This is a genomic window from Corallococcus sp. CA054B (genome assembly GCF_003611625.1).
GTDB lineage: Bacteria > Myxococcota > Myxococcia > Myxococcales > Myxococcaceae > Corallococcus > Corallococcus coralloides.
Genome location: NZ_RAVY01000165.1, coordinates 1 through 21,635 on the forward strand (window position 1 = coordinate 1; position 21,635 = coordinate 21,635).

Genomic DNA, 21,635 nt, shown 5'->3' on the forward strand with positions numbered 1-21,635 from the left:
GCTGGAAGTCGCACGGCCCCCGAGGGTGAGGGGTCGGTGTGGCATCGACCGTTTGTGAAGCTTTTGCAGTCGCTTCCACGAAACGTGGAATCTCCTGCTTTACCCGTTAAATGCCGTTCCTCAGCGAGGGCGCCCGTTTGCCGTGTTGGCGGCGTGACGGCGCCTCGTTGGGACGTCCAGGCACCAGGGTTGCACCTTTCTACGTCGGCCGGATCCACGTGCAGTGCTGTGTGGGGGGACACCGGTGCCGTGTGTAGGAAGGACGGGACTCTGTATGCGTGGACTCCGATGGCTGGTGTTGGCGTTGGTGGTGGCGGCGGCGGCGGCGTGTGAGCGACCCACTTCACAGCAGGCACGTACAGGCTTCGCGGCACGGCCGGAGCTCCTGGAGTTCGGCGCGGCGGCGGTGGGGCGCACCAAGACGATGACGCTGCGGCTGGCGAACCAGGGGCGCGCGTCGTACCGCGTGGAGGGCGCGCGCTCGTCGCTGCCCAACGTCCAGGTCCCCGCGTTCGAACCCTTCACGCTGACGGCCGGCGCGGAGCACGAGATTGAAGTGCGCTTCACCCCCGACGTGGAGGGCGCGGTGCAGGGGCAGCTGGAGCTGTTCACGGACGCGTCCGGTGGCGCGGCGACGCAGGTGCCCGTCAGCGGGCGCGGCGTGAAGGCGCTGGTGGAGGTGCCGGAGTCGGCGCTCGACTTCGGCAACGTGAACCTGGGGCTCGTGGAGATGCGCGAGGTGACGGTGCGCAACCCCTCCGACGTGGAGAGCCCGCTGGTCCTGTCGGTGGAGGGCGCGGACGCGGATCAGTTCTCCGCCGGGGCGGGGCTGCCGTCCACGCTGGCGCCGCATGAGACGCGCAAGGTGCCGGTGGCCTTCAGCCCCGTGCGGCTGGGCAACGCGGAGGCGGCGCTGCACGTGGCCATCTGCGACGGCTGCGAGCCCGCGGTGGTGACGCTGAAGGGGATGGGCGTGGCCGGCGCGCTGGAGGTGACGCCGCTGCGCGTGGACTTCGGCCGGGTGGCGGTGGGCGCCACCGCCGAGGAGCGCATCACCGTGCGCAACCTGGGCTCCGAGCCGCTCAGCTACAAGGGCGCGTCGCTCCTGGAGGATCCGTCCGGCGTGTTCAAGGTGGTGAGCGCGCCCGCGCTCCCCGGCGACGTGCTGGCGCCGGGCGCGGTGGTGGAGCTGCGCGTGGCCTTCACGCCCGCGGCGGCCGGCCGGGTGAAGGACGGCCGCGTGGAGGTGTCCGTGCGCAAGCAGAAGACGACCTCGCCCGGCCCCAAGGTGACGCTGACGGGCGAGGGCGGCGCGTCGTGCGTGGAGGTGACGCCCGCGCACCTGTCCTTCGGGCCGGTGGCCTTCGGCATGACGGCCACGCGTGACGTCACCGTGCACAACCGCTGCCGCGAGGAGACCACCGTCACCGGGCTCCACCTCACCACGCAGGCCGGGGGCTACTTCACGCTCGCGCAGCCGCCGTCGAGCCAGCCCGTGGCGCCGGGGGGCACGCTGAAGGTGGGCATCACCTTCAGCCCGCGCGCGGGCGTGGGCAGCGCGAGCAGCGGGCAGTTGGCCGTCACCTCCACCCAGCGCTCCTCCACCTCCACGGATGGCGTGACGCTGTCGGGCGAGGGCAGGGCCTTCGCGCCGTGCGAGTACGCGCTGCCCTCGGTGCTGGACTTCGGCCAGGTGCCGGTGGGCTCGGAGGTGGCGCTGGGGGTGACGCTGCGCAACACCGGCTCGGAGGCGTGCTTCCTGTCGGCGCTCCAACTGGCGAGCGGCTCGGACCCGGCCTTCCGCGCGGCGACGCTGCCCAACAGCGTGCTGGAGCCCGGCAAGAAGATGACGCTCGTCGTGCGCTTCCAGCCGCCCTCCGAAGGGGAGTTCCAGGGGCTCGCCGAAGGGTGGGTGAGCCACCCCACGCGCGGCCACCCGCTGGTGAACCTGGTGGGGCGGGGCGTGCAGGGGTGCTTCTCCGTGCAGCCCACCACGGTGGACTTCGGCGTCAACCGGCTGGTGTGCGGCCCGCGCACCCGCGAGTTCATGGCCTACAACGACTGCCCGGGGGACGTGAAGGTGTCGGGCATGAAGCTGGAGCAGCCGGGGCAGGAGTTCGCGGTGTCCGGCGCGCTGCCGGCCACGATTCCCGCGGGCGGGCGCGTGAAGCTCACCGCGAAGTACTCGCCCGTGGAGGAGGGTGAGGACGCGGCGACGGTGCGCTTCACGCTGAAGGACGGCGGCGTCTACAACGCGGGGCTCGTGGGGCGGGGCCTTTCGAAGACGGACCAGACGGACCGCTTCGTCCAGCAGGCGGAGGCGCGCGTGGACGTGCTCTTCGTCGTGGACAACTCGGGCTCCATGATGGAGGAGCAGCAGAGCCTGGGGGAGAACTTCGCGGCCTTCCTGTCAGCGGCCACCGCCGCGCAGGTGGACTACCGCATCGGCGTCACCACCACCGGCCTGGACCCGTCTCCGGGCGGCTGGTCCGAGTGCCCCGGCGGCGCGCAGGGCGGTGAGAACGGGCGCCTGTTCCCCGTGGACGGCTCCAGCCCGCGCATCATCACGCCGGAGACGCCCAACGCGGGCGGCGTCTTCGCCACCAACACGCACGTGGGCGTGTGCCACTGGAACGAGCAGGGCCTGGACGCGACGTACCGCGCGCTGTCGGATCCGCTGCTCTATGACCTGGACGACCCGCGCACGCCCCAGTCCAGCGACGGCAACGGCGGCTTCCTGCGCGAGGAGGCGAAGCTGGCCATCATCGTGCTGTCGGACGAGGAGGACTTCAGCTCCCAGCCGGTGTCCTTCTACGAAACCTACCTCCTGGCCCTGAAGGGGAACGACCCGTCCAAGGTGAGCTTCAACGCCGTGGTGGGCCCGGAGGACTTGACCACCTGCACCACCTCCAGCAGCTCCGGCAGCCGGTACATGGAGCTGGCCCGGAAGCTCAACGGCGTGGTGGACAGCATCTGCACGCCCAACTGGGCCACGTCGCTGGAGAAGCTGTCGGAGAGCGCCTTCGGGCTCAACCGCGCCTTCCCCCTGTCGGAGCTGCCGGCGGACCCCGGCGCCATCGCCGTCCAGGTGGACGGGGTGCCCGTGACGGACGGCTGGTCCTATGACGCCCGGGCCAACGCCGTCATCTTCGACCGGCTGCGCGCCCCGGCCCCGGGCGCGGTGGTGGAGGTCACCTATCCGCTGGGTTGCCCGTAGCCAGGGCGGCCATTCGTCCGTCACTGGAAAGTGACCGGGGCGGATGACTCGACAGGGCGAGGCGGGGGGCCTTGAGTGAAGGACATGCCGCAGGACTCCCTCCTCGTCGCCGCGCTGGGTGACATCCATGGACGCTTCCACCGGGTGGAGGCGTGGCTGGATGCGCTGGAGCAGGCGCGCGGCCGGAGGGTGGACCTGGTGCTGGCGGTGGGGGACGTGGAGGCCTTCCGCCACGCGGACGACCACCGGCGCAAGGCCGCCAAGCGCGCCATGCCCGCCGAGTTCGCCGAGTACGCGGACGGCATCCGCCGCGTGAAGCGGCCGCTATACTTCATTGGCGGCAACAACGAGGACTTCGAGGCGCTGCATGACCTGCCTGCCGGCGGGGAGCTGGCCCCGGACGTCCACTACCTGGGCCGCGCGGGCCTGCGCACCCTGGGCCCTCTGCGCGTGGCGTACCTGTCCGGCATCCACGCGCCGCGCTTCATCGACCAGCCGCTGAAGCGGCCCACGTCGCTGGATACGGCGAAGCAGGCGGGCTACTTCCGCGCGCCGGAGGTGGAGCAGGTGTCCGCGCTGCGGGACGTGGACCTGCTGCTGGTGCACGAGTGGCCCCGGGGCATCGTGCAGAAGGCCCGCGACGAACGGCTGGCCCCCGAGCGCCCGCTGCCCTCGCCGTGGATTGGCAACCCGGTGACGCGCAAGCTGGTGGACACGGTGCACCCGAAGTGGGTGCTCTGCGGCCACTCGCACAAGCCCTTCGCCGTGGCGCTGGACTCGCACGGACGCACGCTGTCGCGCGTGGCCTGCCTGGACCAGGCGGCGCGGCCGGACACCGCCGTCTTCTGGCTGGAGTTCGAGGGGCGCGAGGCCCAGCGCGCCGGCTGGGGCGTCTCCGGCGTCGCCACCTGGGAGGCGGGACAGCGCTGGGGGCTGCACACGCTGCCGCCGCTGGACGAGTCGGACGGGCCGGGCAGCGTGCCCGCGGGCAACGGCGCTACAGCTTGACGACCTCCACGCCCTTGCGCGGCAGCTCCACGCGGAACTCCGTGTAGGGCCCGGTGCCGGAGAGCACCTCCACGCCGCCCTGATGCGCGTGGATGATCTGCTGGACGATGTAGAGCCCCAGGCCCAGTCCTTCCCCGCGGCCCCGGCGCTGCTGGCCGCCCCGGAACGGGTCGAAGAGGAAGGGCAGGAGGTGGGCGGGGATGACGCCCGCGTTGGTGATGGTGAAGCGCAGGGCGTCGTCGCGCGTGCCGTCCACGAGGATGCGCACCGGCTCCGCGGCGTCGCCATGCTGGAGCGCGTTGCCGATGAGGTTGGAGGCCACCTGCGCCAGCCGGTCCGCGTCCCAGTCCCCCACGAGGTCGCCGTCCTGCCGCACCTCGATGCGGTGGCGCGGCCACGCCGTCTGGTGCTCCTGCACCATGCGCTGCACCAGCTGTCCGAAGTCCGTCTCGCCCCGGCGCAGCGGAATCCCGCCGGCCAGCCGCGCGCGCGCCAGGTCCAGCACGTCTTCAATCATCCGGCCCATGCGCTTGCCGGCGGTCATCATCCGCGCGGCCGTCTTCTTCACGGCCTCGTCGTCCGAGCGGCGCTGGAGCAGGTCCGCCGCGGTGAGGATGGCGGAGAGGGGATTCCTCAGGTCGTGGCCCAGCACCGCGGTGAACATCTCGTTGAGGCGCAGGGTCTCCGCGAGCGTGTCCAGCTGTTGCGCCAGCTGCTGCTTCTGGCGGTGCATCTGGAAGAAGACCTCCGCCTTGCCGCGCAGCGCGTGGGCCTCCAGCGGCTTGAAGAGGAAGTCCACCGCGCCGGCCTCGTACCCCTTGAAGGTGCGCCAGGGGTCGCCGCCGCCCGCGGTGACGAAGAGGATGGGCACGTCGCGGGTGCGCTCGGAGCCGCGCATCAGCTCCGCCAGCTCGAAGCCGTCCATCTCCGGCATCTGTACGTCCACGAGCGCGAGCGCGAACTCATGCAGGAGCAGCAGCTCCAGGGCCTCCGCGCCGGAGCGGGCGCAGTGCACCTCCACGTCGTCACGCCGCAGCACGGCGGAGAGCGCCAGGAGGTTCTCCTCCAGGTCATCGACGAGCAGGCACTTCACCCGGGAAGCCACGGGCAGGGGCTCCTTGCTGAGGATGGACAGGTCAGATAGCACCGCCAGCTCCCCATGCCCGGAAGACGGCGGGCATCTGTTCAAGAGGCAGCACGAAATCCACCGGCCCGGCCGCGATCGCCGCCTGGGGCATGGCGGGCGAGCGAGCGGTGCCGGGCGCCTGCACCAGGGTGACGCCGCCCCGCCGTTTCTCCGCCTGGAGTCCCAGCGCCCCGTCCGCGTTGGCGCCCGAAAGGATGACGCCGCCCAGGCGCGCGCCATAGACGGCCGCGGCGGACTCGAAGAGCACGTCGATGGCGGGGCGGGAGAAGTGGACGGGGGCGTCCGTGGACAGCGCGAGCAGCGCCCCTTCGCGTCCCGGTCCACGAGCAGGTGGTAGTTGGGGGGCGCGAAGGAGATGGTCCCGGGCTGGATGGGCTGCTTGTCCCCGGCCTCGTGCACCGGCAGCGTGCACCGGGCGGAGAAGACCTCCGCCAGCAGGCTGGGGAGTCCGCGGGGCAGGTGCACGACGACGATGAGCGCGGGCCGGAAGTCCGTGGGCAGCGCGGGCAGCAGGTGCGTCAGGGCCTCCACCCCTCCCGCGGACGCACCGATGACGATAGCGTCGACGCGGCCAGCGGGCGGAGCAGGGCGCGGAGTGGGCATGGCGGTAAATCCTCCCTGGCGCTTCTGGTAGAGCCGGTCCTCGGGGACGACGGGGGTGAACGAGGCCTCCTGCGAGGAGAAGCGCAGCGACTCGCGCGCCCCCAGGCCCAGGAACCCCTTGTGACAGAGCGACTCCGCGAACAATCCCAGCGCGCGCTCCTGCAGCTCGCGGTGGAAGTAGATGAGCACATTGCGGGACGACAGCAGCTGCACCTCCGCGAAGACGCTGTCGGTGGACAGGCTGTGGTCCGAGAAGACGATGTGCCCCTTGAGCGAGCGGTCGAACACCGCGCCGTCGTAAGCAGCGGGACAGGGTGGCGCAGTCGAAGTGCTCGGCGGCCTGGACCCGCCGACGCTTGAGCGAGGACTCCGCGTAGCCGCGGAAGTCGTAGTGGTGCTTCAGGTAGAGCGCCTCGAGCAGCAGCCGCAGCTCGATATCGAACTCCTTCGTCGCCACGTCGAGCATGCGCGGCCTCACCCCTTGGGCATCCAGACGCGCAGGAGCGACAGCAGCTTCTCCACGTCGAGCGGCTTGGCGATGGAGTCGTTGGCGCCCGCCTGGAGGCACTTCTCCTGGTCATCGCGCATGGCCTTCGCGGTGAGCGCGATGATGGGCCGCTTGCGCCAGGCCTCCTGCTTGCGGATTTCGCGCGTGGCGGTGAGGCCGTCCATCTCCGGCATCATGATGTCCATCAGCACCAGGTCCACCGCGGGCCGCGGCTGGGCCAGGCTCTTCGTCAAGAGGGCCAGGGCCTCCTTGCCGTTGCGGACGAACTCCACCTTCGCGCCCCGGGGCTCCAGCACGCTGGAGAGGGCGAAGATGTTCCGCACGTCGTCCTCCACCGCGAGGATGCGGCGGCCCTCCCGCGTGGATTCGCGGTCGCGCGCGGCCTGGAGCAGGCGCTGGTGCTCCGGAGGCAGGCGCGACTCCACCTGGTGCAGGAACAGCGTCACCTCGTCCAACAGCCGCTCCAGGGAGCGCACGCCCTTGATGATGATGGAGCGTGAGAAGCGGCGCAGCTGCTGCTTCTCGTCGCGGCTGGGCGTGTGGCCGGTGTAGACGATGACGGGCGGGAAGGAGACGGCCTCCTCGGCGGCCATGCGCTCCAGGAGGTCCTGGCCGCTCAGGTCCGGCAGGTGCAGGTCCATCACCATGCAGTCGAAGGTGTGCTCGCGAAGCTGCTGGAGCGCGTCGTGCGCGCGGACACGCAATCAGGTTCAAGAGCAGAGGCGCCCACCCGGGGCCGGTCGCCTCAAAACCTGTCCGACTGTCGGACAGGTTCGCACAGCATGCATCCGAGGACGCGCCTCACTCAGCGCAGCGACGAACCGCAACATCGAGAGTGCGCGGCCACCAAGGTGGGGCAAAGCAGAAGCGCCTGCCTGGGGCCATTCGCCTCAAAACCTGTCCAACTGTTGGACCGGTGCGCACCACATGAATCCGAGGGCGCGCGCCTCGCGGAGCGTAGCGGCGAGCCGCAACGTCATGCGTGCGCGGATGCCAAGGTAGAGCCTCGGGCTGAGGCGCCCGCCTGGGTCCGGTTACCTCAAACCTGCCCGACAGTCGGACAGGCTTTCCTCCGCATGGGGTCCGAGACCGCGTCAAACCGACAGGGGAACAACGGCATACGTGTGCGGATACCAGGTTGGGGCGCCCGCCCGGGACCGGTTGCCTCAAAACCTGTCCGACTGTCGGACAGGTTTTCGCCCAATGCGGCCCGGGGGCGCGCTCGCCTGGCAGGCGACGCGGAAGGTGGGCCCGCGCGCCCATGTCAGACCCCTGTGGTTGGATGGCGATGCTGGGACGAGGAAGGGGAATGGGGATGGAACGGGCAGGACTCGTGGCCTATGTGGAGGCGCAAATCGAGCGCGATATCGCGCTGGGGCGGCTGCACCCGAGCGGGCAATTCGGTCCCGAAGCGAAGCTGGCGCAGCGCTATGGGGCGAGCCGGGGCACCATCCGCGAGGCGCTGCGCCGGCTGGCGGCACGGGGCCTGGTGGTGCAACACCCCGGGCGCAGGACTCGCGCGGTGGCGCTGGATGAGTCGCTGACGCTTGAGAACCTGGGACTGGCGTTGCATGACGCGCGCTCTCCGAAAGCCCGGTGGCTTCTGGAGGGCTGCTTCAGCCTCAAGCGGCAGGTGCTGGTGGATCTGCTGGCCGACTGCTGCGAGGGGGGCTCGGACCTCGACCTGGACCGGCTGAGGAGTACGTGCTTCCAGCTCCAGGACGCGGCGCGCTGGGAGTCGGGGGCCACCTGCGCCCAGGTGGAATTCGAGTTGCTGCGGCAGGCAGCGCGGGTGGCGGCGCGTCCCGGGCATGTGCTCCTCGTTCAGTCCCTGCAGCGGGCATTCCTGGGAGGCGCCGCCCAACTGTTGCCGCTCCTGGGCGGAGAGGCCCTGCGCGAGTGGGCTTTCCACGTGATGGAGATCCTGCGCGTGCGTGACGTGCAGGCACTGCGGCACGATCTACCAGCGATGCTGAAGGCGTGCGACGAACGAGTGCTGAACGCATTCGCCCCGGCTCCCCCTGCTCCCCATGTTCCTTCGTCCCCCGAAGCCTACCTCACCCAGGAGGGCCTCCTCGGTGCATCCGCATCCGTCACCGGGCCGGAGGATGCGCCGCCGGCACGTCCCTGTGTTGAGGAGCGTGGCGCCAGCGCCCCCGCGGCAGCCACCACGCAGGCTGTTGCGCTGGAGGCTCGTCCTTCCGTTGAGGAGCGTGCGGCCGACACCACCGCGCAACTCGAAGCGCTGGATGCACGCCCTTGCATCGAAGCACATGGTGCCGACAACTTCGCGTCAGCTATCGCGCAGGATGATTCGCCGGAGGCCCTCCACGGAGGGGAGCGTCATGGCCTCGGAGCGTCCTCGCCCATCAACGAACCGGACGGGACGCTGGATCTATGCCGAAACGTTGATTCGCATGGCCTCTGCTCCCTTGCGCCCATCGCCGAGGACACCGAGTCGCTTGGGATTGCGCCTTGCCTCGGTGCACAGGCCCTCCGTGTGGATCCGGACCGCAGGCAGTTGCTGTCTTCCGCCGCCCCGGGGGGGACCCCCTGTGGAGCGGGTGGGGCGTGCGTAAGGCGGGACGTGATGGGCGCGGCTCGGGGAAACCTGTCCGACAGTCAGACAGGTTTTGGTGCTTCGGCTCAGGAAGGGGCCTCCAGCAGCCCGAGGCTTCACGCCGTGGTTCCCGCTGAAGCCTCCTCGGGGCGTTTCGCAACGTGGGTGAGGCGCTGCATGGACCTCTGGGTCTCCCGGGGCCACTGGACCGTGCGCTTCTGGCGTTCCATTGCCCATTCCCCGGGCTCCCCGGCTTCATGAGCGACGACAGTCCTTCATGTCCGCTGTCGTTCATGAGGCTCTACACGCCCCCTGAAGAGGGGCGCACGCCCCAATGGACCGCGGAAGCCTCCGTGCGCGCCTTGTTGCCGCGCAGGATGGGTTCGCGAACTTCTTGGTGGGGTGTGGCTAGAAGGCGCCGGACAGGCCCACCATCTGGGTCCCGACCATCGGGTTGAGTGACACCGACGACGGCCGCGTGGTGGCGGGCGAGGTGTCGTCCACGCGGCCGTGCAGGAGCAGGGGCACGGCGACGCCGAACGCGGTGCCCAGCACGGCGCCGGTGAGCACGTCGGAGAGGTAGTGCTTGTCCGCGCCCATGCGCAAGAGCCCCACGGAGGCGGCGAGCGGCAGGCCCACGCCCCAGATGACGGCCTGGTGCTTGTAACCACGCATCGCGGCGACGGTGCCGGCGGACACGGCCAGGGAGAAGGCCAGGTTGGTGTGGCCACTGTAGAAGGACAGGTTGTTGTCGGTAGGGTGCGCGGTGAGGCCCTTTTCCGCCTCAGGGAGGACGTGGACGAAGGGACGCTCACGGCCCACGGCGAACTTCACCGCCTGGTTGGCGAGGGAAGCGAGGACGGCGCTCTGCACCATGATGGTGGCGTCCTGGGCGAAGAACTCCGTGGAGGCGCCGCTGCCGCGCCCCACCGCGTACTGGGTGCCCAGGAGGCCCAGCGGCAGGCCCGCGAACCCGACGATGTTGCTCCAGGTGTCCGCGCGCTTGCGGGACGCTTCCGTGCTACCCGCGATGCCCCGGCCCCAGCGGTCCAGGCGGTTGAGCCGGTCGGTGCCGTCCGGAGCACGGTCGCACCAGCGGCACTGTGCCGGGGCCAGGTTGTCCTTGAACACCGACTCGCTGGAGAGCCACAGCACTCCCGCGGTACCGGTGATGATGCCGTCGCGGGTCCAGTTGAAGCGCAGCGCGCGCGGAGCGTCGGAGGCGTCCTGCGCGGCGGCGGGGGACAGCGGCGCCAGCAGGAGCAGGCAGAAGGTGGCGAGGGTCCGGTAGGAAGCAGGCATGGGGCGGCGGAGCATAAGGGCGCTCCGCCCTTTTCCCGCAATCCGGGTGAGGTGGGCTAGCGCGCCCCGGCCTCGTCCTCTTCGACGAGCCGCGCCAGGAAGTCGCCCAGGGCCTTCACCTTGGGCGGAGTGCGCCGGGTCTGGGGCAACACCAGCCACAGCGCGCCGCGTTCCAGGGAGTGCTCGCGGAGGAAGGGGCGCAGCGTGCCGGCTTCCAGCTCCGGGCGGATCATCAGCTCCACGAACTGGGCGATGCCGAAGCCCGCCCGGGCCGCGTGGGTGACGGCCTCGCTGTTGTTGAAGACGAAGGTCTCCGGGATGCGCGGGGCGGGGGCGCTCGCGGGCTGGCGCAGGGCCCAGGACTCCACTCGACCGGTGGACACGAAGCGATAGCGGATGCAGTCGTGCTCCTGGAGCGCGTCAAGCGAGCGCGGCGCCAACCGCAGCGATTCAGAACCTGTCCGACTGTCCAACAGGTTCTGCGCCCCAGCCGCCTCCAGCCGGAGCGGAGCTGTTCCGGGTGGGGCGGAAAGGCTCGCGTCCTGGGACTTCCCGGGTTCCAAGGGCGGCAGGCGAGCGGACAACGGGCCAGGGTGTGGGAATGCGCAGAAAGGAGCATGAAAACGGCGCCCCTGGCCGTTCTAGAGTCCCCGCCCCGCATGCCCCGCCCTGGCCGCACACTCCACGTCTTCCCTGATGCCGCGCGCCGCCAGGCTGCCCTGCGGGCGGAGCGGCGTGCGCGGGGCATTGCCGTGGGGGCCCATCTGCTCACGTGGGACGACTTCGTCCACGCGCTGGGTGGGGCTCGCGAGCTCAATCGGCGGCCCTGTCCCGCGATGGCCGCCCGCGCCGTGGTGGCCGACCTGGGCGCCACGCTGGGCCCCACTCCGTTCGGCGACTACGTGCGCGAGCCCGCCTTCGCCCGCGCCGCCGCGGACGTGCTGCTGGACCTGAAGGCGGGCCGGCTCTCCCCGCGCGAACTCCAGGACGCCGCGGAGGTGCTGCCTCCGGAGCGCCGCACCCGCGCGCGGGTCCTCGCCCGGCTCTATCACCTGTACGAACAGCGGCTGGCGGAGCTGGGGCTCGCGGACCGCGAGGACGTGCTCCGGGGCGCGCGCGAGGCGCTGGACCGGGGCGCGTGGCCCTCGGGGTGGGACGGGGTGACGGGGCTTGTGCTCCACGGCGTCTACGACGTGCGCCCGTCGAAGCTGGAGCTGCTGATGGGGCTCGCCGCGGCGTGCGAGGCCCGGCGCGTGTCGCTGCGCGTGGAGACGCCGGTGGGCGGCTCGCCGGTGGCTGACGCGGCGCTCGCGGCGCTGTTCCGTGCCTTCGAGAACCGGGGCGAGACCATGCCCCACGTGGACCTCTTCAAGGCGGACGTCACCTTCGAGGGCCGCCCCTTCACCGACCTGGGCCGGCACCTGTTCTCACCCCGCGCCGCGCGCGACGTGCTGAAGGGCGCGGTGGACGGGCTGTCCGTGTGGAACGCGACGAATGCTCGCGAGGAGGCCCGCGTCGTGGCCCGCGACGTGCGCCGCCTCATCGACTCGGGCAGCGCGCCGGGCGACATCGCCATCGCGTACCGGGACCTGGGCCCGGAGGCGGGCTGGCTCGCGGAGGCCCTGGGCGACCTGGGCGTGCCGGTGCGCCTGCCGTGGGGGGAGCCGCTCGCGCTCGCGGGGCCGGTGCGGCTGGCGCTGGAGCTGCCGGTGCTGATGGAGGACGGCTTCCCGGCCGAGCGCGTGGCGGAGCTCGTCTCCAGCCGCTACGTGCCTTCGCTGTCGCGCGGTGGGCCGGATGCGCCCGCGGCCCTCTTCGCGCTCGCCGCCGCGCGCGACGACCGCCTGGGCGCCACGCGAGGGAAGGGTGCCTACGACGTGCGCCTGGAAGGGCTCGCGCGCCGGATGGCCGCGCAGGGCGGCAAGCGCAAGGAGGACGCGGTCAAGGTGATGGCCGTGCGCGCGCTGCGCGACCGCGTGATGCGGCTCATCGACGAATGCCGCCACATCCCCCAGGAGGCCCCCGCCGCGGAGTCGATCGCCGCGTGGTGGAAGGTCGTGGAGCGGCTGGGCCTGTTGGACTCCGCGGGGCCCCTGGAGCCTCGCGAGGCCGGGCCCCTGGGCGCGCGCATCGAGGACGCGAGGGCCCGGGACGACGCGGCGCTCGCGGCGTTCCGCCAGCGGATGGAAGCGCTGCTGCGCTCGCTGCGCGCCGTGGGCGGAGGCCCCCGCATCACCCGGCGCGTGCTGGGCCGCTGGCTGGCGGACGCGCTGCGCGACGTGCACCTGCCCGCGCGAGGCCCGTCCACGGGCGCGGTGGAGGTGCTGGACCTGGCGGAGGTGCCGGGCCGCACCTTCCGGCACCTCTTCGTCGCCGGGCTCACCGAAGGCCGACTCCCCGGGAGGGATCCGCCGTCGCCGCTGTTGGGAGACTCGGAGCGCGTGGCGCTCAACCAGCACCTGACCCGGGACGTGTTCCGCCTCACCGGCGGCGAGTTCGACGACCGTGCGCCCTGGCGCCTCACGGAGGACCGGCTGCTCTTCGCCAGCGCGCTCGCGGCGGCGGAGGGCTCGTTGAGCCTGTCGTTCGCGGTGAAGGCCGCGGGGGGACAGGAGCAGGTGCCCTCCGCGTTCCTGGAGGAGGTGCGCCGGCTCACCGGCCACAAGTGGACCACGCGCACGCTGCCCCCGGTGCTTCCGCTGGACGAAGTCCTCACGCCGTCCGAGCTGCGGCGCACCGTGGCGCTGGAGGCGCTGGCGGGCCTGACGTTCCCCTCCTTGCGCGTCACGGAGCCGGACCCCGCGGGCCAGCTGCTCAAGGACCGCTTCGGCACGGACGACTGGTTCCGCAGCGCGCGAGAGCTGGCCCACATGGAGGCCGCGCGCCTGCGCTTCTTCGGCCGCGAGGACGAACTGCCCGGCGAGTTCACCGGCGGCGTGCAGGGCCCGCAGCTGGAGCAGAAGCTGCGCGACACGTTCCACTTCGGCCTGGAGCGCCCGCTGTCCGCGAGCGCCCTGTCGAAGTTCGGCAACTGCGGCTTCCAGGGCTTCATCGCGTACGGCCTGAAGGTCGCCGAGCCCGTGGTGGCCAACGAGGAGTTCGATGCCCGGGGCCGCGGCACCTTCTGGCACCGCGTGATGGAGGAGGTCTTCCAGGCACTCAAGGAGAAGAAGCTCCTGGGCCAGGCGCCGGAGGACATCCCGGAAGAGGTGCTGGAGAAGGCGGTCAAGAAGGCCAGCCGGCACTTCGCGGAGCTGTACCACGTGGGCCACCACGAGCTGTGGAAGCTCGCGGGCGAGAAGGCCCAGGCCATGGCCCGGCGCATCCTCGCGGATCCGCGGCACGGCCTGCCGTTCGACCCACTGGTGCCCGAAGGCTTCGAGCTGCGCTTCGGCCCCGCGGCCGAGGACAAGCGCTGGAGTGACGTGAAGCTGATGGTGGCGGAGGACGCCATCGTCTTCGAGGGACAGATCGACCGTCTGGACACGGCCGGCGTGGAGGTGGGCGTCATCGACTACAAGACGGGCCGCCTGGACAAGCGCACGCTGAAGGAGAACCTGCTGCGGTCGGACTTCCAGCTCCCGCTGTACCTCTACGCCGCGCGCGAGGCCGGCCACGTGGGCGCGCGCAACGCGGCGTGGTTCTCGCTGCGCACGGGCGACGCCATCCACCTGTCCTCCGTGCTGCCGCCCGCGGAGCTGGAGGACCTGCTGTCCACCGACCCGGAGGTGCGCCAGCGCGTGGCGGAGGCCGCCGGCCTCAACCTGCCCAACGCGGTGGAGTCGCTGGTGCGCCAGCTGCGCAAGGGCGACTTCCCGGCGCGCCCCAATGACTGCGGCAAGTGCGGCTACCGCGCGGTGTGCCGCATCACCGAGCGCCGCATCTCGGACGAGGGGAGCGGATGAGCGACACCGCGCCCCACATGCTCGCGCTGGAGAAGAACCTGGCCCTGATGGCGGGCGCCGGCGCGGGCAAGACGTACAGCCTGGTGACGATGACGCTGCACCTGTTCGCGGGAGCGCGGCAGGCGGAGCCGCTGCGCCCGTCACGGCTGTGCATGCTCACGTTCACGGACAAGGCCGCCGCCGAAATGCGCAAGCGCGTCCGCGAGCGCCTGGACGCGCTGGCCCAGGGAGACGTCCCGCTCGACGCGGAGAAGGACCTGCGCGCCTCGCTCGCGAGGCTGGAGCGCCCGTTCCCCACGCAGGACGCATGGCGCAAGGTACGCGAGGAGCTGGGCGCCGCGACGGTGGGCACGTTCCACTCACTCTGCGGGCAGCTCCTGCGCCGCGCGCCGCCCGCGGTGGGCATCGACCCCGCGTTCGAGGTGCTGGACGAGCTGGAGGCCGCGGGCCTGCTGGAGGACGTCACCGAGCGCGTCGTCCTGGACGCGCTGGAGGGCGGCGACGCGCGCGTGCGCGAGCTGTGCGCGGAGCTGGGCTTCTCCGGCTCCGGCTTCTCCGACGGGCTCGTGGCCGCGCTGATGGACGTCTACGGCACGCTGCGCGAAGAGGGCCTCAAGGCCGCCACGGCGCGCGTGGGCGACGGCGTGGCGGACAAGGCGCAGCTCGAAGCCCTCATCGAGGACTGCCGCCGCCTGTGCATGGAGGCCCGCGCCCAGGACACCAAGGGCGAGTGGAGCACGCTGCTGAACGCGTGCGAGCCCCCGTTGAAGGGGATGACGCCGGACACGTTCATGCAGCCGGCCCACTTCCCGACGCTGCGCAACGTGTTGCTGTCGGAGCCGCGCAGCCTGGCCAACCTGCGCAAGGGCGCGGGCGCGTGCCTGAAGGAGCTGCTCTGGAAGGTGAAGGGCAAGAGCGACGGCTCCGTGCGGCGGCTGGAGGATGCCTACGCCGCGTGGCGCACGGCCCCCTTCGAGGCGACCTTCCGCGACCTGTTGACCCAGGTGGAGGAGCGGCACGACGCGGAGCTGACCCGGCGCAACGTGTTCGACTTCACCTCGTTGCTGGTGAAGGCGCGCGACCTGCTGCGCGACCATCCAGAGTTCCGGCAGCAGGTGCAGGAGCGGCTGGGCGCGCTGCTGGTGGACGAGTTCCAGGACACCAACCGTCTGCAATTGGAGCTGGTGCTGCTCCTGTCGGAGAAGCGCGAAGGCGGCCCGCGCGAGCTGGCGCCGGACGCGGACCTCGTGGCCTCGCTGCCGCTGGAGCCCGCGTTCCTGTGCGCGGTGGGTGACCGCAAGCAGTCCATCTACGAGTTCCGTGGCGCGGACGTGTCCGTGTTCAAGGTCCTCGCGGACAAGATTGAAGCCGAGGGCGGCATGCGCGGCTTCCTCCAGAACAACTACCGCTCGCTGCCCGGGGTCCTGTCCTTCTTCAACCGCGCGTTCGCCGGGCTGCTCGTGGCGAAGGAGGAGACGCCCCGTCCCTTCGAGGTCGTCTACGAACCCGAGACGGACGACCTGTCACCCACGCGCCCGGATCTGGCCGAAGGGCCCGTGGTGGAGCGGCTCACCCTGCCGGAGGCCGACACCGCCCCGGAGCTGCGCGAGTACGAAGCGGACGCGGTGGCCCGCAGGCTGCGGGTGATGCTCGCGCCGGGTGCGCCGCCAACGGTGATGGCGGAGGACAAGAAGGGCCTGCGTCCCGCGCGCGGCGGCGACGTGGCCATCCTCTTCCGGACCTTCACGCACCTGGAGGAGTACCGGCAGGCGTTGATCCGCCACGGCGTGCCGCACCGGGTGCTGCGAGGCCGCGGGTTCTACGGGGCCCAGGAGGTGCGCGACCTCGCCTCGTTGCTGGCGCTGCTCGCGGACGCGGACGACGCGCTGGCGTTCGCCGCGGTGCTGCGCTCGCCGCTGGTGGGCCTGTCGGACGCGTCGCTGTTCCGGCTGGCGGGGGATCTGCCGCTGTCGCTCGGCTCACCCCGGTTGGTGGATGAAGAGGTCCGCGCCGCCATGTCCGCGCGCGAGCAGTCGCGGCTCTCGCGCTTCCTGGAGCTCATCCCCGTGCTGCGGCGCGAAAGGGATCGGCTGGGCGTGCATGCCCTCTTGCAGGCCGCGCTGGACGCGACGGGCTACCGTGAAGCGCTCGCGGGTTCTCCCTACGCGGAGCAGGCGAGCGCGAACGTGGAGAAGCTCCTGTCGCTGGCGGCGCGCAGGGACGAGCGCGGCACGGGAGGCTGCGTGGCCTTCGCGCGCGAGCTGCGCCAGCTGGCGGACTCCGACCCCAACGAGGCCCAGGCGGACCTGCTGGACGAGGGCGACCCGCGCGCCGTGCAGCTGCTCACCATCCACCGCGCCAAGGGCCTGGAGTGGCCGGTGGTCATCGTGCCCGGCATGGGCGGACGCCGGCGCACCACGTCCGCGAGGGCGTACTTCGAACGCTCCTTCGGCCTGGCCCTGCGGCCGTGGATGCCGGACTCGCTGGACACCTTCACCTCCGAGCGCTTCGAGGCCGTGCGCGCCGAGCTGAAGGCCCGCGAGGACGCCGAGTACCTGCGCCTGCTCTACGTGGCCCTCACGCGCGCCAAGGACCTGCTCGTGCTGTCCGGCGGCGAGGAGAAGCGAGCGGGCACCGACACGTGGTGGCACCGCGTGGACCGCCGGCTGGACGTGGATCCGGACCTGCGCGCGCTCGCCAACGACGTGGACGTGGAGCAGCTGCCACCGCCCGCGGATCCGGAGCCGCCCACGGAGGAGCAGCTGGAACAGGCGCGGATCCGCCTGGAGTCCGCGCTGGAGCGGATGTCCGACGAAGCCTCCGGTGCCGGTGCCGCCGTGTTCACCGACGCCCCGGTGGTCGCCAGCGTGCGCGCGGTCCAGGACTTCCTCACCTGCCCGCGCCGCTACCACCAGCTCCACCGGCTGGGGCTCGCCGTCGGAGCCGAGCCGTGGGAGTCCTCCGTGCGCGCCGCGCCCCTCTTCGTGGAGCCCGATGGCTGGCTGCCCGTGGAGCGGCCGGACCGGCTCGTCACGCGGCTGTTACGTGAAGTGGACCTGTCACTCGCGGGACCGGACGCGGAGGCCTCCGAGCGGCGCGCGCACCTGGAGAACCTGCTTCGGAGCGCGGGCCGGGATCCGGACGAGGACGACCTGGGAGAGGTGCTCGCCACCGTGGAGCGCTTCCTGGACACGACGTTCGCCCGCCAGCTCGCGGTGGCGCCCGCGTCCACCATCCACCGGGGCCTGGACTTCGTGCTGGACCTGGACGACGCCGCCAGCGTGGAGGGCGCCGTGGATCTGCTCTGGGAATCGCCGGACGGTGAGGCCGTGGCGGTGCTCCTGCGCCCGGGCGCTCGCCACCCCCGGGGCCCGGCCGCGTGCGCCCATGAGCTGACGGCCCTGTCCCTGGCGTCCGCGAGGATGGTGCGCGACGGGGTGCCGGTGCGGGTGGGCGTGGCCTTCCTGGGGGACGCCTCCCCGGAGCCGGAGTTCCTCCCGGCCGGATCCGCGGACGCCAGGGCGGTGCGCCGGCTGGCCGAGGGCGTCCGAGCGCTTGTCCAGGCCGAAATGTCACGGGCATGGCCGGGGTGGGACAAAGCGGCCTGCCAGGCCCTTCACTGCGGCTTCGCGGAACACTGTCACCCGGCCCCTCCCGCGTGCTAAGCGGCGGGCACCATGCCGAATGTCGTCGTCATCGGAGCGCAGTGGGGAGATGAGGGGAAGGGCAAGGTCGTCGACCTTCTCACCGAGCACGCCCAGGTGGTCGTCCGATTCCAGGGCGGCAACAACGCGGGCCACACGCTGGTGGTGGGCGGGCAGAAGACCGTCCTGCACCTGATTCCGTCCGGCATCCTTCATCCGGGCAAGACGTGTGTCATTGGCAACGGGGTGGTGGTGGATCCCGCCGTCCTCGTCCGGGAGATTGACGCACTCAAGCCGCGCGGCTTCCTCAAGGATGACGCGCAGCTGCTCATCTCCGACAACGCCCACGTCATCTTCCCGTGGCACAAGCTGCTGGACAGCTTCCGCGAGAAGGCCCGCGGCGGCAGCGCCATCGGCACCACGGGGCGGGGCATCGGTCCGGCGTACGAGGACAAGGTGGCCCGCCGGGGCATCCGCGTGCGCGACCTGCTCCACCCGGAGCGCCTGCGCCGCCGCATCGACGAGCGCCTCCCCGGCGCGCTGGAGGAGCTGAAGGACCTCTGCGCCCGGGCGGGCGTGGACGTGCCGACCCTGGAGACGCCGCAGATCCTGGCGGAGTTCTCCGCCCTGGGTGACCGGCTGCGCCCCTACGTGCACGACGTGTCCCTCTTCCTCTCCGAGCAGGTCCGCCGCGGCGCCCGCATCCTCTTCGAGGGCGCGCAGGGCACGCTCCTGGACGTGGACCACGGCACCTATCCGTTCGTCACCAGCTCCAACTGTGTGGCGGGCAACGCCGCGGTGGGCTCGGGCCTGGGCCCCACGACCATCGACAAGGTGATGGGCATCAGCAAGGCGTACACCACGCGCGTCGGCGGAGGCCCGTTCCCCACGGAGCTCAGCGACGAGCTGGGAGACCGGCTGCGCAAGGTGGGCGACGAGTTCGGCGCCACCACGGGCCGCCCGCGCCGCTGCGGCTGGCTGGACGGCGTGGTGCTGCGCTACGCGGTGCGAGTCAACGGCCTGTGGGGCCTGGCGCTCACCAAGCTGGACGTGCTCAGCGGCATCAAGACGCTCAGCATCTGCAACGCGTACGAGCTGGACGGCCAGCGCGTCACCGAGCTGCCCGGTGACTACGAGGACCTGGAGCGCGTGAAGCCCATCTACGAGACGCTGCCCGGCTGGGACGAGAAGATCGCCGGCGTGCGCACCTTCGACGAGCTGCCGGAAGCCGCCAAGCGCTACGTGCGCCGCGTGGAAGAGGTCAGCGGCGTGCCCGTGGTGTGCGTCTCCGTGGGCGCCGACCGCGGCGAGACGGTGCTCCTGCAGAACCCCTTCCGCAGCTAGGAAGGACGCAGGCCGCAGTGGTCCTGGCCCGCCGGGGGCCAGGACGGGAGAGGGACATGGTTCGCACGCGCAGGTTCCAGCTCGGGGTCTCGGCGGTGGTGTGGCTCGGCACGTTGGCGGGGCCGGCCTGGGCCCAGGGAACGAGCGCCCAGCCCCCGGCCCCCGAGGCGAAGCCCGCCGCCCAGGCCGCGCGCGCACCGGCCCCGTCCACTGACACGCCTCCAGGTGCGGTGGAGTCCCAGCCCCAGCGCACGTCGCAAGCCGTGCTGGCGGCCACGCGGATCCGCGACGGAGACGCGCTGATGCGCGAGCGCCGCTACCGCGAGGCGGCCTTCGCCTTCCTCGACGCGGAGCACGCGGCCCCGGATCACGTGGAGGCGCGCTTCAAGCTGGGCAACGCGCTGGCGGTGCTCGGCTACTACGCGCGCGCCATCGAGGAGTGGGAGGCCGCGTCGCGCCTCACCCAGGACGCCGCCATCCGTCAGAGCGCGCAGGACAACATCACCCGGGCGCGCGTGAAGCAGGGCGAGCTCGGAGCGTCGCCGCAGGCCGTGGGGCAGCCGCCCGGCTCGGGCCCCGTGGCGGACACGACGCGGGCGCAGGCGCGCCGCGCCTACGAGCAGGGCGTCCAGCACATCAGCCAGCGCGCCTACGGGCCCGCGCTCCAGACGCTGACGCAGGCCCTTCAGCAGGAGCCGCTCCTGACCGTGGCGTACATCGCGCGGGGCAGCGCCAACATCGGGCTGCGGCGCTACGCGGAGGCCGCGGCGGACTACCAGTTCGCGCTGAAGCTGGAGCCGGACGCGGCCTCGCCGCTGTACGGGCTCGCGGAGGCGTACCGCGCGCTGGGCCGCAACCTGGAGGCCCGCGACCTCTACGCGCGCTACGCACGCTCCACCGCCGCCGACGTGCGACCCGAGCTGAAAGAGGAGTCCCGCCAGAAGGCCGAGCGCCTGCGCTGACCGTCTGCCTGGAGAGCAGACGGGCATGGTCCGAGGGACTGTCCGGCCCACTATTTTATAGGGCATGGACGGACGCGATCGGACGGTGGAGGGGAAGCAGCCGCACCAGGTCTTTCGCCCTCGCAGGGTGCTCGCCGCCGTGATGGCGGCGGCAGGCCTGTTATGGCTGGGCATCTTCGCCTGGCTGTTCCACTTCGACGGCGTGCCCCTGCAGACGTTCCTGTCCGCGGCCTTCTTCGTCGTCTTCTTCGGAGTGGCCGTCACCTACTACGGCCGCACCCGCATTGAAGTGGACTCGCGGGGCATCACCTGCCGGGGCATGGTGCGCACCCGGCGCTTCTCCTTTGCGGACATCCGCAAGCTGGATGTCCTCCCCGGGCCGGTGACGGTCTACGCCATCCGGGGCAGCCAGGGCTTCGTGCACTTCACCAGCTTCTTCCGTCACCACCGGCACCTGGCCCGGCTCCTGGTGGAGCGCGCGGGCCTCTCGCCCCTGCCGGCGTAGGGCGCGCGCTTCCTCAGCCGGTCGCCGCCACCAGGGAGGTGACGAGCAGCGCCCCCAGGGCCAGCGCGACGGCCCCGGCGATGATCCATCCCTCCAGGCGCCGCGGCCCTCCTTCGGGAGGCCGCGGCGTTGCTGCCTCCGCGGGCTCCTCCACGGTGGCCACCGGCCGGGGCACGGGCCGCGCCTCCCCTGACGCCTCATCGAACGCCGCCTGGAAGCGGAGCAGCGAGCGCCCCAGCTCCACGACGTCTCCATCCATCAGGGGCGCGGGGGCCTCCAGCCTCACGCCGTTGAGGAACACGCCGTTGGGCGTCCCCAGGTCCTCCAGCAAGAAGCCCGGGTCCTCGCGGCGGATCCGCGCATGCATCCGCGACACGGCCCGGTCGCGCAGCCGCAGGGCCGCACCGTCGCCCCGGCCAATGTCCGTGCACACCTCCGCGAGCGCGTGACAGCGACCCACGTCCAGTCCGGTGAGGCAGGTGAGGGTGGCGGCGCGGGACGGCGGGGCGTCCGCATCCGTGAGCAGGCCCTTGAGCACCGCGACGGTGCCCACGCAGCGCCCGGGGGCGCTCGGCTCGGCGAGCACGCGCAGGCACATGCCGTCCGGGAGGCCCAGCACCTCGCCAGGCACCACCAGGCGCGACACGCCGGGCAGCACGCGCACCGCGTTCACGGTGAAGCTGCGCACCGCCTCCACCATGAGGCGCCCGGAGTCGATGCGCAGGGTCAACAGGCCTGGAGGAAGGCCCTCCAGGTGGACATGGTCGTCGGGGCCGCCCCCCAGGAGGTGGTGGCCCTCGGTCAGCTCGAACGGGGTGGGGGTGCCCAGGTGCTCGAATTCGAAGCGCATGACGACGCCCGGCAGCAAGCCTCACGCCTGCCACCGGACGTCGCATTTTCGCGAGGTTGCCCCCAGGCCCCATCCAGCCC

Annotated in this window: 14 protein-coding genes and 1 pseudogene; 8 read left to right on the forward strand and 7 right to left on the reverse strand. The window is 71.9% G+C overall.

Annotation, left to right across the window (positions count from 1 at the left end; translation table 11 throughout):
• Positions 1 to 274 precede the first annotated feature (274 nt).
• Together D7V80_RS30670 and D7V80_RS30675 are read left to right on the forward strand one after the other, a co-directional pair.
• Positions 275 to 3,217 carry a choice-of-anchor D domain-containing protein gene (locus tag D7V80_RS30670; RefSeq protein WP_120591514.1) on the forward strand — a complete coding sequence of 981 codons (2,943 nt, stop codon included), beginning with the start codon at positions 275 to 277 and terminating at the stop codon, positions 3,215 to 3,217.
• Positions 3,218 to 3,301: 84 nt separating this feature from the next.
• Entirely contained in the window at positions 3,302 to 4,225 is a 924-nt protein-coding gene (locus D7V80_RS30675) for a metallophosphoesterase (protein WP_120591515.1), read from the forward strand.
• On the opposite strand, the gene D7V80_RS43515 is transcribed toward D7V80_RS30675, so the two are convergent.
• The 4 genes and pseudogenes from D7V80_RS43515 to D7V80_RS30695 form a co-directional block, all read right to left on the reverse strand.
• Entirely contained in the window at positions 4,215 to 5,372 is a 1,158-nt protein-coding gene (locus D7V80_RS43515; protein WP_255417669.1) for a hybrid sensor histidine kinase/response regulator, read from the reverse strand. The genes D7V80_RS30675 and D7V80_RS43515 overlap by 11 nt on opposite strands.
• Positions 5,362 to 5,784 carry a chemotaxis protein CheB gene (locus D7V80_RS43520; RefSeq protein WP_255417670.1) on the reverse strand — a complete coding sequence of 141 codons (423 nt, stop codon included), beginning with the start codon at positions 5,782 to 5,784 and terminating at the stop codon, positions 5,362 to 5,364. Before D7V80_RS43520 ends, D7V80_RS43515 begins: the two co-directional genes overlap by 11 nt.
• Positions 5,733 to 6,263 (reverse strand): annotated as a pseudogene (locus tag D7V80_RS43525) (chemotaxis protein CheB); the annotation flags it as partial. The pseudogene D7V80_RS43525 and the gene D7V80_RS43520, both read right to left, overlap by 52 nt.
• 186 nt (positions 6,264 to 6,449) lie before the next feature.
• Positions 6,450 to 7,187 carry a response regulator gene (locus tag D7V80_RS30695; RefSeq protein WP_233585841.1) on the reverse strand — a complete coding sequence of 246 codons (738 nt, stop codon included), beginning with the start codon at positions 7,185 to 7,187 and terminating at the stop codon, positions 6,450 to 6,452.
• Between the two features lie 629 nt (positions 7,188 to 7,816).
• Between D7V80_RS30695 and D7V80_RS44000 the strand changes: the two genes are divergently transcribed.
• Complete coding sequence (locus D7V80_RS44000) at positions 7,817 to 9,304, forward strand: FadR/GntR family transcriptional regulator (RefSeq protein WP_370452564.1); 1,488 nt, start codon at positions 7,817 to 7,819, stop codon at positions 9,302 to 9,304.
• Positions 9,305 to 9,451: 147 nt separating this feature from the next.
• On the opposite strand, the gene D7V80_RS30705 is transcribed toward D7V80_RS44000, so the two are convergent.
• Positions 9,452 to 10,345, reverse strand: a complete 894-nt coding sequence (locus D7V80_RS30705; RefSeq protein WP_120591523.1) for a phosphatase PAP2 family protein — start codon at positions 10,343 to 10,345, stop codon at positions 9,452 to 9,454.
• A gap of 56 nt (positions 10,346 to 10,401) precedes the next feature.
• Positions 10,402 to 10,785, reverse strand: coding sequence for a LysR substrate-binding domain-containing protein (locus D7V80_RS30710; RefSeq protein WP_158616731.1), 384 nt, complete (start codon positions 10,783 to 10,785; stop codon positions 10,402 to 10,404).
• A gap of 219 nt (positions 10,786 to 11,004) precedes the next feature.
• Between D7V80_RS30710 and D7V80_RS30715 the strand changes: the two genes are divergently transcribed.
• The 5 genes from D7V80_RS30715 to D7V80_RS30735 all read left to right on the forward strand — a co-directional run bounded on the left by D7V80_RS30715 (position 11,005) and on the right by D7V80_RS30735 (position 20,705).
• Positions 11,005 to 14,250, forward strand: coding sequence for a PD-(D/E)XK nuclease family protein (locus D7V80_RS30715; protein WP_120591517.1), 3,246 nt, complete (start codon positions 11,005 to 11,007; stop codon positions 14,248 to 14,250).
• Entirely contained in the window at positions 14,247 to 17,915 is a 3,669-nt protein-coding gene (locus D7V80_RS30720) for a UvrD-helicase domain-containing protein (protein WP_120591518.1), read from the forward strand. Before D7V80_RS30715 ends, D7V80_RS30720 begins: the two co-directional genes overlap by 4 nt.
• A gap of 12 nt (positions 17,916 to 17,927) precedes the next feature.
• Positions 17,928 to 19,238: an adenylosuccinate synthase gene (locus tag D7V80_RS30725; protein ID WP_120591519.1), complete on the forward strand. Its 1,311-nt coding sequence runs from the start codon at positions 17,928 to 17,930 to the stop codon at positions 19,236 to 19,238.
• 56 nt (positions 19,239 to 19,294) lie between these two features.
• Positions 19,295 to 20,200 (forward strand): lipopolysaccharide assembly protein LapB, encoded by a 906-nt coding sequence (locus D7V80_RS30730; protein WP_120591520.1) that lies wholly within the window; start codon positions 19,295 to 19,297, stop codon positions 20,198 to 20,200.
• A 64-nt stretch (positions 20,201 to 20,264) separates the two neighbouring features.
• Complete coding sequence (locus D7V80_RS30735; protein WP_120591521.1) at positions 20,265 to 20,705, forward strand: PH domain-containing protein; 441 nt, start codon at positions 20,265 to 20,267, stop codon at positions 20,703 to 20,705.
• 13 nt (positions 20,706 to 20,718) lie between these two features.
• Here the strand turns inward: D7V80_RS30735 and D7V80_RS30740 are convergent, their stop codons facing one another.
• A complete protein-coding gene (locus tag D7V80_RS30740) occupies positions 20,719 to 21,555 on the reverse strand; it encodes an FHA domain-containing protein (protein ID WP_120591524.1) in 837 nt (278 codons plus the stop codon).
• Positions 21,556 to 21,635 lie beyond the last annotated feature (80 nt).

Excerpts from the sequence above, each read along its gene's own strand:
- D7V80_RS30670 (WP_120591514.1), top strand. The coding sequence starts at position 275 with ATGCGTGGACTCCGATGGCTGGTGTTGGCGTTGGTGGTGGCGGCGGCG.
- D7V80_RS30675 (WP_120591515.1), top strand. The coding sequence starts at position 3,302 with ATGCCGCAGGACTCCCTCCTCGTCGCCGCGCTGGGTGACATCCATGGA.
- D7V80_RS30705 (WP_120591523.1), bottom strand. The coding sequence starts at position 10,345 with ATGCCTGCTTCCTACCGGACCCTCGCCACCTTCTGCCTGCTCCTGCTG.
- D7V80_RS30715 (WP_120591517.1), top strand. The coding sequence starts at position 11,005 with ATGCCCCGCCCTGGCCGCACACTCCACGTCTTCCCTGATGCCGCGCGC.
- D7V80_RS30720 (WP_120591518.1), top strand. The coding sequence starts at position 14,247 with ATGAGCGACACCGCGCCCCACATGCTCGCGCTGGAGAAGAACCTGGCC.
- D7V80_RS30725 (WP_120591519.1), top strand. The coding sequence starts at position 17,928 with ATGCCGAATGTCGTCGTCATCGGAGCGCAGTGGGGAGATGAGGGGAAG.
- D7V80_RS30730 (WP_120591520.1), top strand. The coding sequence starts at position 19,295 with ATGGTTCGCACGCGCAGGTTCCAGCTCGGGGTCTCGGCGGTGGTGTGG.
- D7V80_RS30735 (WP_120591521.1), top strand. The coding sequence starts at position 20,265 with ATGGACGGACGCGATCGGACGGTGGAGGGGAAGCAGCCGCACCAGGTC.
- D7V80_RS30740 (WP_120591524.1), bottom strand. The coding sequence starts at position 21,555 with ATGCGCTTCGAATTCGAGCACCTGGGCACCCCCACCCCGTTCGAGCTG.